Origin of the sequence: Bifidobacterium scardovii JCM 12489 = DSM 13734 (genome assembly GCF_001042635.1) — a bacterium.
GTDB lineage: Bacteria > Actinomycetota > Actinomycetes > Actinomycetales > Bifidobacteriaceae > Bifidobacterium > Bifidobacterium scardovii.
Genome location: NZ_AP012331.1, coordinates 1,649,929 through 1,664,891 on the forward strand (window position 1 = coordinate 1,649,929; position 14,963 = coordinate 1,664,891).

Sequence of the window (14,963 nt, forward strand, 5' to 3'; positions counted from 1 at the left end):
TCCATTGTCATACGCCAGCAGAGGCTACTTGTTTGATGTATTCCTTCCACGCAGGGGCTTCCATGACATCGCGCTGGGCCTCGCAAGTTTCGATCAGTTCCTTCACTTTTCTATGCTTTGCCGGTTCCTTGGATTGGAACAGAGAAATGAAATATGCCCGGAACTGTTCAAGCGGCAGAGGAAGGATATTGAGCCGCTGCTTGACATCGCCTCTGGCATACCAGACACCGTGTCGGAAGGTCTCGGCGGTGTTGGTATCAATTCTCACCGCGACAAACAGACCATACACAGGTATGTTGTTCTCACCGTACTTCAGCACCGCGTCGGATACATGACGCCGGACCGGTTCCCCTTCCATCGCTTCCTGTCTGGAAGACGCGGACATGGTGACTTCAGTCAGAATAGTGAAATCTCCGTACTCCCAATACAGATCGCCTTGGCCACCACCTGCCGTAGAGACGGGAAGGAAATCTGAATCAAGGCGGAATCCCCGGACTTCGCTGGGGTGGTTGGTCAGATTCCCGAGCGCGAGTGCGGCGCGCCAAAGCGTCCACTCAAGGTAAACCGGCGTTTCATCTTTGGGAACCTCGATGCCGTTGTCCTCGTCTGCGTTGTCGATCTTCTTTCCGCCGCCCTTGATGAGCAATGTCATGTAGTCGGAAATCTCCTGCCATTGGGCCGGCTGCTCCTTCGCATACTTGATCTCGTCGGTTTGCTGCCAGAGCTCTTCCAGTTCCTGACGTGCGATGTTGATTTCGGCGATGGTCTTCAGAGAACGGCCACTCAGATCATAGAGAATATGGTTCTTCCTCAGCTGTGCCTCTGTGTTGGCTAGTAGGGCCTTGGCGGTGCCAAGATCATCCGTAGGCAGTGTGGCACCGCTGCAGAGTTCCCGATACACGTCCATGATGGGACGGCGACTCGCCGTGGTCTTTGCAAGTTTTTCCGCTAGCAGGTGTTTGGCGGGAACGATGATGAGACCGCGGCCTTTTCGCTGTACGACTCCACTGATACGCAGATAGCGCATGTTCATGTCGCTGTAATCAGTGAAGTTATCACTCTTCTTGTCGTAGTCCTCACCACGTTTCTTGATCTCCGCAGCATCGAACCTTTTCTTGGCCGATGCGGTTTTGCGTCGATTACGGAGATCGATGATGTGCTCCACAACCTCGTTGATGTCGTAACTGGGATCGGTGGTGTGCCCCCAGAGGGAGAACTCGATGCGGCTGATCTCACTGGTGCCGGTTCTTTTTTCCAGTCCGAGCATCACGGCCAGAATCCACCGTAGCGGAGAGAAGAAGCCAAAATCACCGGGGACCTCGAACTGCTCAAGGCTAAGCGAGCGCAGGAAGCACTCCTGTTGGGCCGGATAGGTCTTGGCCTTGAGGAAGGTCTCGCCGAAAGGCGTCACCTTGTCCATCGGTCCGAGATCTTCCTGCTTGCCCTCTTTCTTCTTGACTTGAGGGTAAATGAAACCGAACCGGCCGAACATGAGACGCCATTTCCTGGCGTAGCTGCTGGTGTCTTCCGCCTTGCCGGTTGAGTGGACGAGACCGGCGTTGTTGAGCAGTGTCTGGAAACGGTCTTCATTGTCGCCTCGCAGATTGCCGTTGAACGGAGATTCGGCGAACAGCTGGAGTCCTTCCCAGATGCGCAGCGGATTACGCAGGCCCGTGTTGCCGATGTTCCAAATCGATATTTGCTTACCCATGTCCCCAGCTTACAGGCGGGGAGAAGACCACATCGCCATTTCCGGCATGATTCTCCCCGCCTGTACCATTCATCTACCAGCCAAGGAAAAAGTATTCCTCGACCTTGTTGCGGTTCGCGTCGCCCTTGTGCTGGGTGCCGATCGAGTATCGGTAATCGACCGGCACGACCTCAACGTTCTTCTTGTGACGACCGAGAATCTCCAGCATCTCTTCCTTCGTCGGCTGACTGTTGGACGAGTAGGAGATAATCAGGATGCTGTCCTTGAATCGCTCGATCAGTTGGTCGAATGCTGCGGCGGCACCGGTTCGTGACGAGAAAGGAGTCGGGTATGACTTGAACTTCTTGGTCTTGGTGTGCTCCTGCATCTGAACGCCTTGCCAGTCGCAGGCCAGTCCTTCGACGAAATGGTACCGGCGCACATACTCGTTGTCCGATAACGGCGAGCAGTAAGGCGGATCCATGTACACGAGATCGGGATGATCGGCCGTAAACTGGAGCGCATCGCCCCGGATGGACATGTTCTGCTGCCGGTTGTCGAAGACGGCGTTATTGACCGCCTCCACGGCATCCAGGAACTGCTCGGATAGGGATTTCTTGAGATCCTTGCGCCCATCGTCGTACCGGTGACCGGTATAGGTGAAGATGCCGCGCGGGCGCTTCTTCGTGCAGGCCCGGATCAGGGCAGTCATCGCGATGGCCTTCTGGTAGGGGTCTTCGATGGACTTGATATGGGTGCGTAGCACGTCGATCAGATGGTTCTCCTCGTCCGTGTAGTACAAATCCTTGAATGTGGTCGCCACGAAATCATCCGTCGGGCAGTCTTCGAGCAGGCGTCGCGCGTCATCGAGAGGTAGCGTAGTGGTCTGGTTTTCGACCATCGCCTTGGTGAAGGTCGCGCTCATGGCCATGTAGTCGTTGCTGATGACCTGCTTGCCCTGCGCCTTGAACATGTAGCTGACGATGCCCGAACCGGAGAACAGATCGACGACCGAGTTGAACTTGAACCGCGACGCCACATCCCACAATTCCGTCAGCAGCTTCTGCTTGGAACCCATGAAACGGGTTGAGGGATACAACTCGACCTGCTTGGACAGTTCAAGCGGATTGACGGAAGCCGCTGGCAGGGCCTTGGACTCTGGCTCGGCGATGACCAGCGTATCCTCTCCGGTACGGCTGCTCGCGCGGCAGGCCACGGAACGTTTCGTCGGGATGACCTGAATCTCATACTGGCCGTACAGTTCGTGCACCAACGGATGGTTCGAGTTGGTCAGCAGCAGATGACAACCCAGTGCATGCAGTCGGGAGAACTCGATCGCCAATCGGGAGTGATCGGAGATCTCGAACTGTTCCTTCGTATATCGCTTGAAATCCGAGTACTCGGACACCGGGATGTACGGCGGGTCAAGAAACACGAAGTCATCGGGCTCGGCATACTCCGAGAGCACGTCGGTATAGTCACCGCACACGATCGTCGCGCTGGCGAGTGCGCGCGAAGCGGCACGCAATGCCTCGACATCGCAGATCGTGGGGTTCTTGTAGTTGGCGAAGGGCGTGTTGAACTGTCCCTTGCGGTTGACGCGGTACAGGCCGTTGAAGCACGTCTTGTTCAGATACAGGGTACGGGCCGCGGCCTCGACCGGGGGAAGGGCTGACCAATCCAACGCGCGGACGCTCAGGAACTGCTCCTTTTCGTTCCTATAGCCGGAGAGGACGGAAATCACGCCCTCCACGTTGTCCCTGACCTGCGTGTACAGATTCACCAGTTCAGGGTTGCTGTCGGCAATCACAGCGTTCTCGGGCTGGAGCGCGAAGAACAGGGCGCCGCCGCCGAAGAAGGGTTCGATGTACTTGCCGTAATGCGCAGGCACCTTCGGGAGAAGCACGTCAAGCATCTGAGACTTGCCACCAGCCCACTTCAGGATGGGCTTCACTCTGTTGGCTGTGACGCCTGCTCCGATTGTCGCTTTGTCTTCGCTGTCGGCAGCTTTCTTACGGGGACGTCCCACTTTCTTAGGCTTCAGCATGCGCTCTAGCACGTCGGGGAGGAAAGGATTACCATCTTCGGAGCGAAGAGTACCCCGACTGACAAGCGTCGCGACAGTCCCGCTCTTAACTCCAAGAATCTTCGCGGCTTCCGCCTTCGAAATCGTCCGATCCTCAATCGGCAGGTTCTGAGCGGCATAGTTGCCCAGTGGAGTTCGCCACCAGGATGGCTCCTCTTCCCCTTTTCTGATCAAAAGGGTGCACACCTGCGCCCATTCCGGTGTGTTGTATGCCTTAGAGAGCGCTGTCTCAGGTGTGCCGAGACGGAGGAGGAGATCGTTTGCGTCGACGCCGAACATCGGCAGCATGTCAAACAGTCCCTTTGTCTCGTTGAAGAACTGGACGCTAGCTTCTTCGAGTAAACTGTCCATTCGCACCTCCGTCGTGGTAGTGGATCTCATTGTTGATAATGTCTATTGTAGAGTATGACATTTTCTCTGGACAGATCCATCAAGGAAAGGGATGAGCGAGGCTTGACAGCCGCTCCGTCTGTCCATTGGGTGAGATGTATGTCCGAAAACCTGCGGGGAGAGCAGGGATCTCGTAGATCTCCTGTAGGATAAGCAGACATGACCGACCTGACTGCCACGCGAGAATCTCACTCGAATCTCGACATTCATCGCGGGATGCCGTCTAGGGAATCAAATCTGAAAGAGTTGCTACAGATAGGCCTGATTGAAGTGATCGCTGCAGCAGCGGGCTGTAATATCGCGCAACCTCAAATCGACAATGGCGTAGATTTGATGATAACCCACGAGTGCCCAAGCAGGAATGAGATGTCTGGGCCATTGCATGTTCAGCTTAAAGCAACTGCCAGTAAAAACAGGTGGAATGCTGATCGAACAAGAATATCGGCCAAACTTAGCCATGATAGATATGATCAATTTAGGATAGACAATCCCGCATATCCAAGAATCATTGTCATCATGGACGTCGATCCGGAAATACAAAATTGGTATCAAGCCAACGATGATTTCTCAAAGATCAAATATCGATGTTATTGGACTTCGATTCAAGGCTTCGGTGAGGTTTCAGGGGAAAGTGATGTCACAGTCTCCGCTCCTAGATCTCAGGTATTTGATGATGCTGCACTATGCACAATTTTTGGAAAGATAAAGGCGGGTGAAAAGCTATGATGATCTCACACGCTGATCTACTCTATGCATTGTTTGATGAATTGCATTGGGTTAAGGGAGCACTTGAATCTAATCAGGCTGAATTTTGGTATCCTTCAAGGGAGAAAGAGGCTGACGGCGTTTCGGCTGCCCTTATTGTACCCAAAAACAAAGATGCGGCAGATTACGTTAATGTGATTGATGGTGTGCTAAATCGCCTTTCTGCAATGTATGGTGCAAAGTATGATCAGGTTAGCGCTTATGTCAAAGAAGCCGTTTTCGGAGCTTACGATCCGATCATTTTGCGTGAAGATACGGGAACTGCAAGCGGCTTGATCAGTTGGTCATCTGGTAGTCATTTGATAGCAAGCGCAGAGGGGCTTCTTGGTGCCGCCGCTAGAGCTGCCGTTTCCACTCAAAAAAGATTCGGGACGACGAATCACAAAGCTAAGGACTCTGTTCTTCGTGATTCCTTTATGGGACAGACTCAGATTGGCAGCTATATAGTCACAGCCTATGTGCCTTCAAATCATGCTTTTGAAGTGTCAGATTCGCAAAAAACGTCAGACAAGCAAAAAGTTATTCTTGGTCGTGCTGTGACCGATACTCTCACGCGAGCACTAAAAGCGGTTGATGTCAGTGTTTCTGAAGTTATTAAGAGCAATGATGCCGATAGCTCTTATAAAGTTTTTGACGAAGCGGTTCAAGAAGGAGTGTCCTATGAGCTTCTTGATGCAATATCTCAACTGTCCGATGTCGATGAATCTTCTGTGACCGTATCTTTTGCTTCTTCTGGCAATTCTGCACCACATAAAGTTTGTGAATTTGTCGTATTCCCTAAAATGCAGCCAATTGTCGCAAAAGCCAAAGAGTTCTTTGACGAAACAGGAACTCCCGTTTCAATGCGAGTCGTGGGTGAAATCGTTCGCCTGGACAATTCTTTAGATAGAGGACAACATGAAATTCGCCTTAGGACATTCGGTAAAAATGTTCCTAACACAGTTACTGTTTTCTTGAGTGCCGAACAATACGAAAAAGCTATTGAAGCCCATAAGACGCAACATGCATTTTCTGTCACCGGTGCGTTGCAAAGAATGCAACGAGGCGCCGAGATCATTGACCCCCAAGAAGTCCGCATTGAGTCCATCGCGCTCTCTCAGCCCGATGGCGATGACATTAAGCTAAGCGGTAAGGATAAGCAAAAAATTGCAGATGGACAAGGATCCTTTTTTTAAATTATAGGCTTGTTGAGGTATTACTTCTAGTGAAGTTTGTCTCTCACAAGGAGAACAAGCCTAAGCAAATCACCAGATAGTAAACAGAAGCGAGGAGAGCGAAGTTGGGATACTTGCATGTCGGTGACGTGGAGCTGTTCCGCGATGAGCTGCTGCATCAGGATAAGCTGCAAGCCTTGAAGACTTGAAGAGGCTGCCAAGGTAGTAGAGGTATCCAAGGATTAGAATAATCATGGGTAGATGTACTCGATGAACAAGAAGCCGGTGAGGCTTTATTCAACCATTTATTCGGAGGAATGACCGGGGACGGAAGCTGTGATGAATCCTCGAATTGAGGTATTGCGGCCTCGTGCCCCTCTACTGCTCAAGCATGCTGACGGGTCTGAAAACGGTTGCAGGATGCAAGCGATAAGGTTGGCCTGAAAGGATCGCAACTGGATGGATCCACGGTTCGCCATCTTGGATTGCAGGTAGCTCTGACCAAACTGCCGGGGCTGAGGCAAAAGGACGAAATCCCCGTAACGATTCCGTAACGATGACCGTCGAAATCAACCAATCAGAGTAGTCTGAACAAAGAAACAGAAAAACGAAGAATGGCTTAATTCCAACGGTTTTGGGATGAGCCAAAAGCGCTAGGGCCAGCCAAGAACCCCCGAATCCTAACAGGATGTCGCAGGTTCAAATCCTGTCAGCCCGACAGATAAGCCCTACTCCCGACTGGGATGTAGGGCGTTCTTTTTGTTGCGCAGACGGTTCCTATAGGAACTTCTATGGCGTTTGCGACCGGGGGTTTGTTCTTCCAAGAGAGGCGTGTCGGAATGGCATTTTCCGAACGGGCTTATGCGCGCATCCTGGTTTTCCAACGATTTGGGTTTAGGCGATACCTGCACCGGCACCTGTTTTACTCGACGAAGTACCCACCGAACGAATCACGCCGCAAAGCTGTCAGACAAAAAAGAACCCCCAGTGCATCACGGCTCAGTCGAAGGCCGTCCGGAGAGGCCCTTTGGGGGATTTCATGGAATATGATAATGGGTCATGAGCCGACAGCCAAACCCTGCACCCGACTTCCTCTCGCAGACCCCTCACAAGGGAAGCCCACAGGAGAGAGCGTTACGGGCGTGCATCACCGACGAACGGCTTACCGCGTATGATCGTGAGGCGCAGCGGCGCTCATGCTCGGCTTTGCGACTGTACCTGTGGGATCATGACATGGCCAGTGCCTGCGTGGGCGACATCGCCATCCTCGAAGTCGCCTTGCGCAACCACATGGACCGGCAGCTGTCCCTCATTTCCTTGGAACAGGCCGACACCGAGGACTGGTACATGGCAGGACTTCGATTCGACGACCGCACCCAGCGTCAGATCCGCAAGGCTTGGGGCCACCTCACCATCCAACAGAAGAAACGGCACACGCGCGGCCATCTCGTCGCTGCATTGACATTCGGATTCTGGCGCAATCTGCTGGAAAACGGCGGCGCGATCCACGCTCATTGGCCAGACGAGGGAAGTGCCGACTACGAGAACGACCTCTGGCGCGCGGGAATCGCCAAGGCCTTCCCCGGCGGCCGTCGGCACGCATTGGACACGAACGCCAAGTGGACAAGAAACTACGCACTGGACATCGTCAAGACCGTGCATGCCCTGCGCAACCGAGTCGCTCACCACGAGCCGCTCGTCAACGGCATCCCGCTGCCGGGCGAGAACCGGCGCATCACACTGGCCGACGCGGTGCAGGCCTGTTTCGATCTGGCGATGATCATGGACCGGGACCTGCACGCATGGCTGATGGACAACAGCAAGATGAAACTCGTGCTCGAACATGAGCCACAGCACAATGAGTAGACAACCATTGCCGCTCTCTTCAGTCACCTCTTCGGCGAGCGTAGGTACAGCACCGAAAAACAGCGACGGTTTTTGACCATGTTTCGACATGCCGAACGTTTCTGCAGCCCCGAAGTTCCGAGACGCTAACATTTTGTCAACAGCGGCCGTCACGATTCGTCAATTCCAACGGTCTGAACCAAGAAACTCGAAATTCAAGAGCGGATTGATTCCAACGATTCCACGGTGAATCAAGAGGACTGGCCTAAACCAAGACCTCGATTCCCAACGGAACGCCTCCGGTCACGGCTTGGACATCAGATAGTTGGTGAACGTTACGGCGCCAATTGCCGGGTGCCGAATCCCGATCACACGGAAGCCATGTTTCGCGAAGAACGGTCGCGCGGTGATGCTGGCATGAACGGTGAGCCTGTCGAGGCCGGCCGCGCCGGCGAACCGCTCGACCTGTCCGAGCAGCAGCGAGGCCACGCCGCGCCGGGAGCATGAAGGATCCACGAACAGCACGTCGATGTACCCGGCGTCATCGACGTCAATGAACCCGGCCAGGACGCTCTCGCTTCCAGACGATTCCCGTAACGGGCCCCCAAACGGATATTCCGCGACTTCGGCGACCCATGTATGCACCGCCATCCGGCGTTCGTTCCATTGCCTAAGCGTGCCGGTATGCCCGGCCCATGTGTGAACCTGCTCGCTGTTGTAATCCCGGGAGGCAGTATCGGTCACGGCCCGCCGGAACACCGCCATCGTGGTCTCAGCGTCATCGGGCCGATACCCGCGAATCATGAACCGCATACCTGATAGTGTAAACCAGGCATGGGATCGTGGAGGATCTATGTGGCGGAGGATGAACGAACGGTTGCCGTCGGGGCATCGCTCCGGACGGCACTTGCGGGAGGCATAATGAAGCGGGTCATACTCAGTGCGGACAACGACCGCAAGGTGTATGCGGTTCCGGACCGCGTCGCGGACGATCTGGAGGAATACTGTCTCGAGTTCTGCACCCGATGGCTGAGGACGAGTCCCCATGCGCGCCAATACCGTGCGCATGGGGGGCTGTGCTATGACGAACGGGATTTCATCGACTATCTGAACCGGTGGGTGTTCCCTGAGGAGCCTTCCGTTTTCGTGGCGAACCTTGGCCGGGATCAGGCCGGCCCGGCTGGATCACCGCGCCGGCCGGACGCCGATTACCCCGAATTCCGTTTCTGAACACAGTCCCGTCGGGTTTTGGAAGAGTCCCGCGACCCCGATGGCTCGGAATCCTTCACGTCCCCACCCAACAGGAATCGCAGGCTAGGATCGCCACGCATGCAGGACCGTCACTCATGCATCCGCCGCATTTGCGCCGCCACCGCAAGAGCCACGACGGTAAGCGCCAGCATCATGACGGCCAGAACGCCAAGCGTGACGCCAACGCCCCATAGCTTCAGCGTGGTCCCGATGACGGCGTACAGGGCCACGCCCATGAGCGAGCGCACCATGGAAATGACGGATAGAATGCGCGCCCTGGTGGCATTCACCAGATAATCCTGCGTGACGCTCTCCACGACGATGAACAGCATCTCCGCCAGGAACAGCGCCATCACGCTCACCGAGAGCAGCGTCATCGGCGACCCCGCGGCCAACGGCAGCAGGACGAACGCCGCGGATTGGGCCGCAAGCGTCCCCACGAGCACCGCCTTGCGGCCGAATCGTTTCGTCAGCCATCCGGCCAATAGGTAGGCACCGGCGTTGGCGATCCGGGATGAACCGGAGAACAGTCCGATCATCGGCAGGGCGATTCCCGACGCCGCGAAAATGATCTGCGTGGAGTTCGCATAGCCCATCGCAGTCATATCCAGTGCGGCGGTCGCGGCCAAAAAGACGGCGAACACCCATGCCGGCGCATATGTCGTCCAATGCGTCGCAAACGTACGCGGGCGGACTCTCCCGGGTCTGTTCCGGCTCGGATCGCCGCCGGCGCCGCGCCCGGCCTGCGGCTCCTTCACAACGACCAGCATCGCGAATTCAGCGGCATAGACGCCGGCCATCAGCAGGTACAGCATGGTCCATGAATACGACGCCAACAGAGCCCCGAACAAGGCCGAGACGCCCAGCATGATTTGCTGCCCGGCCATGGCACGCGAGCTGTATGAGAGATAATTCCTTTCCGTTCCGCCGCCCGCATCAGCCCGCGCGGCCTCCACCAGCTCATACAGCAACGAGTTGTCGGAGCCGGACAAGAACGTGTACGCGAAGGCGCATAGGGCCATCATGCCCATATAGCCCGCAAAACCTTGGACCAGCAGCATTCCCATGTTGTATGCCGCCAGCAGCGAGGTGCCGACCATGAGCGATGTCTTACGCCCGAACCGGTCGGACACCCAGCCGGTCGGGATCTCGAACATCACGGTGGCCAATTGGAACATGGCCTCGCACAAAGCCACCTGTTGCACGTCCAGACCATGCTGGCCCACATATACCAGGAACACGGCCCGGTCCAGCACAAATCCGGTGGCGGCAAGAAAGACGCAATACAGCCGCAGATTACCTTTGGGCGCGGCTCCCCGATGCAATAGCTCCATAACGTTTTCCCATCAATCGCAATCATCCAATGTCAGACAATGTCGAGGATTGAACGGGAACAGCGAGCCCAAATCGTCGCGGAAAGACGCCGAGTCATGCCCGACAGCGGCAAAATCGGGCGGCACGCAACGGCAAAAGCGGCAGCGCCTCGTCATATATGACGGATGCTTTCGCCTCACAGAATCGTGATTACGCGGAAATGGGCACACTACTCCCTAGGAACGCCGAATGTTGCCCACAAAAAGAACGGGAACGGTCAAGCGGACCACCCGCGTGGCCTGCACCTCTTGAACCTGATTCCCATGAAACATGCCGCCAGTATAGCATAGCAAAAGGCCCCGCGGCTCATCCGTCTTGGACGATACCGTCGCGATCGCCGCAATCCCTCACACGATGTGAGCCAATTCGTGAGCCAACTAACCGGCACGACGTTCATATCACGATAATTTCGATACCGACCAATCACATCTCACTGCCATGTCACATTGTCGAGATCCACACCGAATCTTGTCGCGTTGGCTTCGATCAGCGTAAGCAGCCACTGGGCCAAACCCGGTTCCAAAGCATCGTAATGCTGTACGAAACGCTCGTCGGCCACGTACATGCGGCCAAGGCACACGTGCATTGACGGGGTGACATCGAACCATACCAGGGAACGACGGTGGGCTTCCGCCAACTCATTGGCCTCATCGCTGCCGGGATTCACACCGCGCCGCATGGCATCGGCGAGCTGCTGCTCGATGGCTTCGAATTGCTTCATGTCGCGCTCCCGCATATCAGACGTTCTCCTCACCTGGTATTCCGCAGCCTGCATCCACTGCCGGCTCCCGCCCCAACGGCTCTGTGCTTCTTCGGCCCATTCGCGGGATTGCCGCGTCGCATCATTCATATCGATTCCTTTCTGTGCGATGTTCATAAGCCGATCGATATCGGCCAATGCCTGATTGATCTGTTCCGCCTTGCGTGCAAGTCGGCCCCGACGATCCGCCAGCTCGCGTATTACCTCACTCGGCTTGGCATCGAGCAGCTGCTTGATACGCGGCACGGGTATGCCGAGCTCCCTATACAACAGCAGCCTGCGCAGTCGGCTGAGGTCCGAATCGGAATACAGTCGGTATCCATTCCAGTCGCGTTGTGGAGACACCAGACCCGTTTCGTCCCAATGCCGCAGCATGCGAATACTGATGTTCGTCAGCCGCGACACCTCCCCTACGTTGAGATAGGAAATACGCTCCGCCGGGGTACCCATGTCGTGTGATTGCCGGTCATTCATGGTTATAGGCTAAAGCATGACATCATGTGAGGGTCAAATCAGCACAGTGACGTAGATACTGACGTAGATACGGACATCAATTCAGCTTTCCCGATCTCAGATGACACCAAAATACCTGCAACCGACCGTGCAATCGTGTGGACGGGAATGGGTTGCAGGTAAAAGGTGTCGAGTTATAGCCCGGAATCGCCCCTAACTAGTACCGAAATACCTGCAACCGCAGTAATCAGCCCCTTTATACCTGCAATCCGGCAAATACGGTTCAGACAACCCGCACATCCGGACCACCATCCAGACGCACCGTTTATACTGGATCGCACATCGAATCAACATCTAAAGCCAACCGTCTCCGACAACCCATAGGGAGAGCACATGGATGACATGAACCCGCGCTGCGGCTGGTGCAATCTCAGCAATCCCGTCTATGTTGCCTATCACGATGCCGAATGGGCGGTTCCGTCGCATGACGACCACCACCTCTTTGAGATGCTGGTGCTCGAGACCTTCCAAGCCGGACTGTCATGGGAGACGATACTGAACAAACGCGAGCGTTTCCGTCAGGCGTTCGATGGGTTCGACATCGAACGGATCCGGAGCTATGACGAGAACAAGATCGCAGAGCTCATGGACGATCCGGGCATCATCCGCAACCGTCGCAAAATCGTCGCGACGGTCGGCAATGCCAACGCATTCCGGGATATCCAGACGTCGTACGGCAGTTTCGACGACTATATCTGGCAGTTCACCGGCCGTCGCGTCATCTACGAGACGGGCATGACGATGTCCCGTCTGTCCGACGCCGTCGCAGCGGATCTCAAGGCGCATGGCATGCGATTCATCGGCACCACCATCGTCTACGCCTATCTGCAATCCATCGGCGTCATCAATGCGCATGAGCCGGGATGCTTCCTGCACCGGGAAAGATGACCCGCGAAAGGATTCACCGGGCCGAGCGCTCCGAACCGTTCTTCCTACGCAGGAACACGAGCGGGATGATGATCAGCGGTACTGCGCACGCGCCCATGGCCAGGAACGTCAGGTTCAGGCCGTGCATGTTGGCGGCGGCCGCATCCATGCCACCGGACTGCGCCGAGGCGGCCAACGCCGTCATCATGCCCACGAACACAGCCTGTCCGATGGCGCCGGCGATGGTGCGCAGCGCAGTCAGTAGGGCGTTCGCATCGGCAAGCCGACCTTCGCCGGCGGACGCGGTGCCCCAGGTCACCAACGGCATCATCAGACAGCCGATGGCCAGCGAGCGCATCACGTTGATAGCGGCCGCCACCCAGATCGACGCGTCCAGCGGCAGGAGCCCCATGCACAGGTTGCTGGCCGTCAGGCAGATGCCGCCGACCAGGAACAGCCGCTTTACGCCGAATCGGTCGTACAGTTTGCCGGCCATCGGGCTGATGACCGCCATGGCCAGCGAACCGGGCAGGCCCACCAGTCCGGCCATCGACGCCGAATCGCCCTTGATGGTCTGCACGTACAGCGGCATCATCACCGACGAGCCGGCGATGAACAGCGCCGCGCCTATCAGATAGAGCGGTTTGGTGGGGAATCGCGTGATGAGGAACGCGGTGAGCGGCATGACGATGCCCATGGCCAGCGAGTATCCGCTGGTGAGCCACTGGCCGGTCTGCATGGTGACGCCCAGATCCTTGGCGATGGGAGGCAGCGCCGTGGTGAGCGCCGTGGCCATGATGGTGGTGGCGATGCACGAGAGCATGATGTTGATGAAGATCAGCGTGCGACGGCGATTGCTGAGTGGTGCTTGTTCAATGGTTGTTGTGGTATTTGACATGATTCCGTTTCGTATATCAATTCGAGCATAACGAGGCTGAAGGGAGCCGCACAGGGCCGGCCCGACCACTCCCCCTCAGTCACTTCGTGACAGCTCCCTTCAGGGAGGGGAGCCAAGGTATTACCGAATGTCGTGCTTGTCGAGTTCCCGGTAGTGTTCTTTGATCACGGTGAGGATTTCGGCGAATTGCTCGCGCTGCTGCGCGGTGAGCGCCTCGAGCAGCTCGCCGGATGACCCATCGGCGGCCGCGCGCCGGCGCATCGCCTCGGCCTTGCCCTCATCGGTGAGCGCGACCAGATAGGTGCGCCCATCTTCGGGATGCGGCGTGCGCACGATCCAACCGCGTGTCTCCATCTTGCCGAGCAGCTCACTCAGCGACGCCGATCGTATGCCGAGGATCGCGGCGAGACGGCGCTGGCTGACCGGTCCAAGACCACTGACGGTCAGCAGGCAGCGCGTCTGGCCGCTGCCGTATATCAACGAATGATCGCGTCGCGTCTCGCGCTGGTGGCTGATGCGCGCCACCTCATAGAACAGCCCCGCCAACGTCTTGTCATCCATCGTCATGTTCCGAGTATCCCCCATCGTTTTTGCAAGGTACCTAATAAATAATACAAGGTACCTCGACAAATGGATTCATCGAGGTCGGGCATACGCCGCATATTCACATTCGAAAGACGGCCCAAACCCATCGGCGACCGCCGAGAGTCAGTTCACTTTCACTATCGGATGACGGATGATGGTTTTGAGGTTTTCCGGTTTGGACCGGCGCGGATCGGACAGGTAGATTTCGTGATGACGGCGGGTGTCGGAGAAGTCGAGCTCGTAGCCTTGCGAGCGCACGTAGTCGTCCAGAATCGCCACGGTTGCGGGCTCGTCGTCGTACGGGCCTTTGTGCATGACCTGCGCGACCACGCCTTCATCGAAGTCGAAAAGATATGCGCGATCGATGTCGGCTTCGGGATGCTTGGAGGCAAATGATGTCTTGGCCCATGCGTAGGCCTCATCGGTCACGAATTCCGGCAGACGAATCATCGAAGTCCAATGGAAGTCGGTTTTGCGCGCGTAATCAACACCGGGAACACCCTCTCCCATGCTCCATAAACCCTCCAGCGGAGGCACGGTGTAGTCGAAGTACCCGTCAATATGCTCGGCCGGGTTCTTTGATTTCCTGCTCATTTTGACGGTGAACGAAATGCCATACAGCAGTTGCATCGCCTTGGCGTAGTCGCCGCCCTCCTCGTTCGGGTCGCCCACACCGTCCACCGCGACGAACCGCATCGCCGGCACCATGACGATGGCCGGCACGGTCTTCGGCTGATACAGGTCCTTATATTCCTTCTTATAGTCGAATGCCATCGTTACCTCCT

General features: G+C 56.2%; 13 protein-coding genes. 5 read left to right on the forward strand and 8 right to left on the reverse strand.

Annotated elements, in window-relative coordinates:
* Positions 1-7 precede the first annotated feature (7 nt).
* The gene (locus BBSC_RS06800) at positions 8-1,711 is read right to left on the reverse strand and encodes an AlwI family type II restriction endonuclease (RefSeq protein ID WP_033516999.1); all 1,704 of its coding nucleotides are present in this window, start codon (positions 1,709-1,711) and stop codon (positions 8-10) included.
* A gap of 73 nt (positions 1,712-1,784) precedes the next feature.
* Positions 1,785-4,127, reverse strand: coding sequence for a Dam family site-specific DNA-(adenine-N6)-methyltransferase (locus BBSC_RS06805; RefSeq protein ID WP_197074464.1), 2,343 nt, complete (start codon positions 4,125-4,127; stop codon positions 1,785-1,787).
* A 198-nt stretch (positions 4,128-4,325) separates the two neighbouring features.
* Between BBSC_RS06805 and BBSC_RS13310 the strand changes: the two genes are divergently transcribed.
* The 3 genes from BBSC_RS13310 to BBSC_RS06810 all read left to right on the forward strand — a co-directional run bounded on the left by BBSC_RS13310 (position 4,326) and on the right by BBSC_RS06810 (position 7,951).
* Positions 4,326-4,892, forward strand: coding sequence for a DUF4365 domain-containing protein (locus BBSC_RS13310; RefSeq protein ID WP_081892870.1), 567 nt, complete (start codon positions 4,326-4,328; stop codon positions 4,890-4,892).
* Positions 4,889-6,106 (forward strand): hypothetical protein, encoded by a 1,218-nt coding sequence (locus BBSC_RS13695; RefSeq protein WP_144414437.1) that lies wholly within the window; start codon positions 4,889-4,891, stop codon positions 6,104-6,106. Before BBSC_RS13310 ends, BBSC_RS13695 begins: the two co-directional genes overlap by 4 nt.
* A 1,212-nt stretch (positions 6,107-7,318) precedes the next feature.
* Complete coding sequence (locus BBSC_RS06810) at positions 7,319-7,951, forward strand: DNA-binding protein (protein ID WP_033517001.1); 633 nt, start codon at positions 7,319-7,321, stop codon at positions 7,949-7,951.
* 282 nt (positions 7,952-8,233) lie between these two features.
* Here the strand turns inward: BBSC_RS06810 and BBSC_RS13930 are convergent, their stop codons facing one another.
* On the reverse strand, positions 8,234-8,695 hold the full coding sequence (locus BBSC_RS13930) for a GNAT family N-acetyltransferase (RefSeq protein WP_161787633.1): 462 nt from the start codon (positions 8,693-8,695) through the stop codon (positions 8,234-8,236).
* Positions 8,696-8,851: 156 nt separating this feature from the next.
* Here BBSC_RS13930 and BBSC_RS13935 point away from each other — a divergent pair, with 156 nt between their 5' ends.
* The gene (locus BBSC_RS13935) at positions 8,852-9,160 is read left to right on the forward strand and encodes a hypothetical protein (protein WP_049183034.1); all 309 of its coding nucleotides are present in this window, start codon (positions 8,852-8,854) and stop codon (positions 9,158-9,160) included.
* A gap of 110 nt (positions 9,161-9,270) precedes the next feature.
* Here BBSC_RS13935 and BBSC_RS06825 read toward each other — a convergent pair whose 3' ends face one another.
* The gene (locus tag BBSC_RS06825; RefSeq protein WP_033517007.1) at positions 9,271-10,515 is read right to left on the reverse strand and encodes an MFS transporter; all 1,245 of its coding nucleotides are present in this window, start codon (positions 10,513-10,515) and stop codon (positions 9,271-9,273) included.
* A 470-nt stretch (positions 10,516-10,985) separates the two neighbouring features.
* Positions 10,986-11,789, reverse strand: a complete 804-nt coding sequence (locus BBSC_RS06830) for a MerR family transcriptional regulator (protein ID WP_046726302.1) — start codon at positions 11,787-11,789, stop codon at positions 10,986-10,988.
* A 372-nt stretch (positions 11,790-12,161) separates the two neighbouring features.
* Here BBSC_RS06830 and BBSC_RS06835 point away from each other — a divergent pair, with 372 nt between their 5' ends.
* Positions 12,162-12,716 (forward strand): DNA-3-methyladenine glycosylase I, encoded by a 555-nt coding sequence (locus BBSC_RS06835; protein WP_033517011.1) that lies wholly within the window; start codon positions 12,162-12,164, stop codon positions 12,714-12,716.
* Between the two features lie 13 nt (positions 12,717-12,729).
* Here the strand turns inward: BBSC_RS06835 and BBSC_RS13025 are convergent, their stop codons facing one another.
* From BBSC_RS13025 to BBSC_RS06850, 3 genes are all read right to left on the reverse strand, one after another.
* Positions 12,730-13,593 (reverse strand): MFS transporter, encoded by an 864-nt coding sequence (locus BBSC_RS13025; RefSeq protein ID WP_051923147.1) that lies wholly within the window; start codon positions 13,591-13,593, stop codon positions 12,730-12,732.
* A 120-nt stretch (positions 13,594-13,713) separates the two neighbouring features.
* Complete coding sequence (locus BBSC_RS06845; RefSeq protein ID WP_231649372.1) at positions 13,714-14,160, reverse strand: MarR family winged helix-turn-helix transcriptional regulator; 447 nt, start codon at positions 14,158-14,160, stop codon at positions 13,714-13,716.
* Between the two features lie 141 nt (positions 14,161-14,301).
* The gene (locus BBSC_RS06850; protein ID WP_033517013.1) at positions 14,302-14,952 is read right to left on the reverse strand and encodes a GyrI-like domain-containing protein; all 651 of its coding nucleotides are present in this window, start codon (positions 14,950-14,952) and stop codon (positions 14,302-14,304) included.
* Positions 14,953-14,963 lie beyond the last annotated feature (11 nt).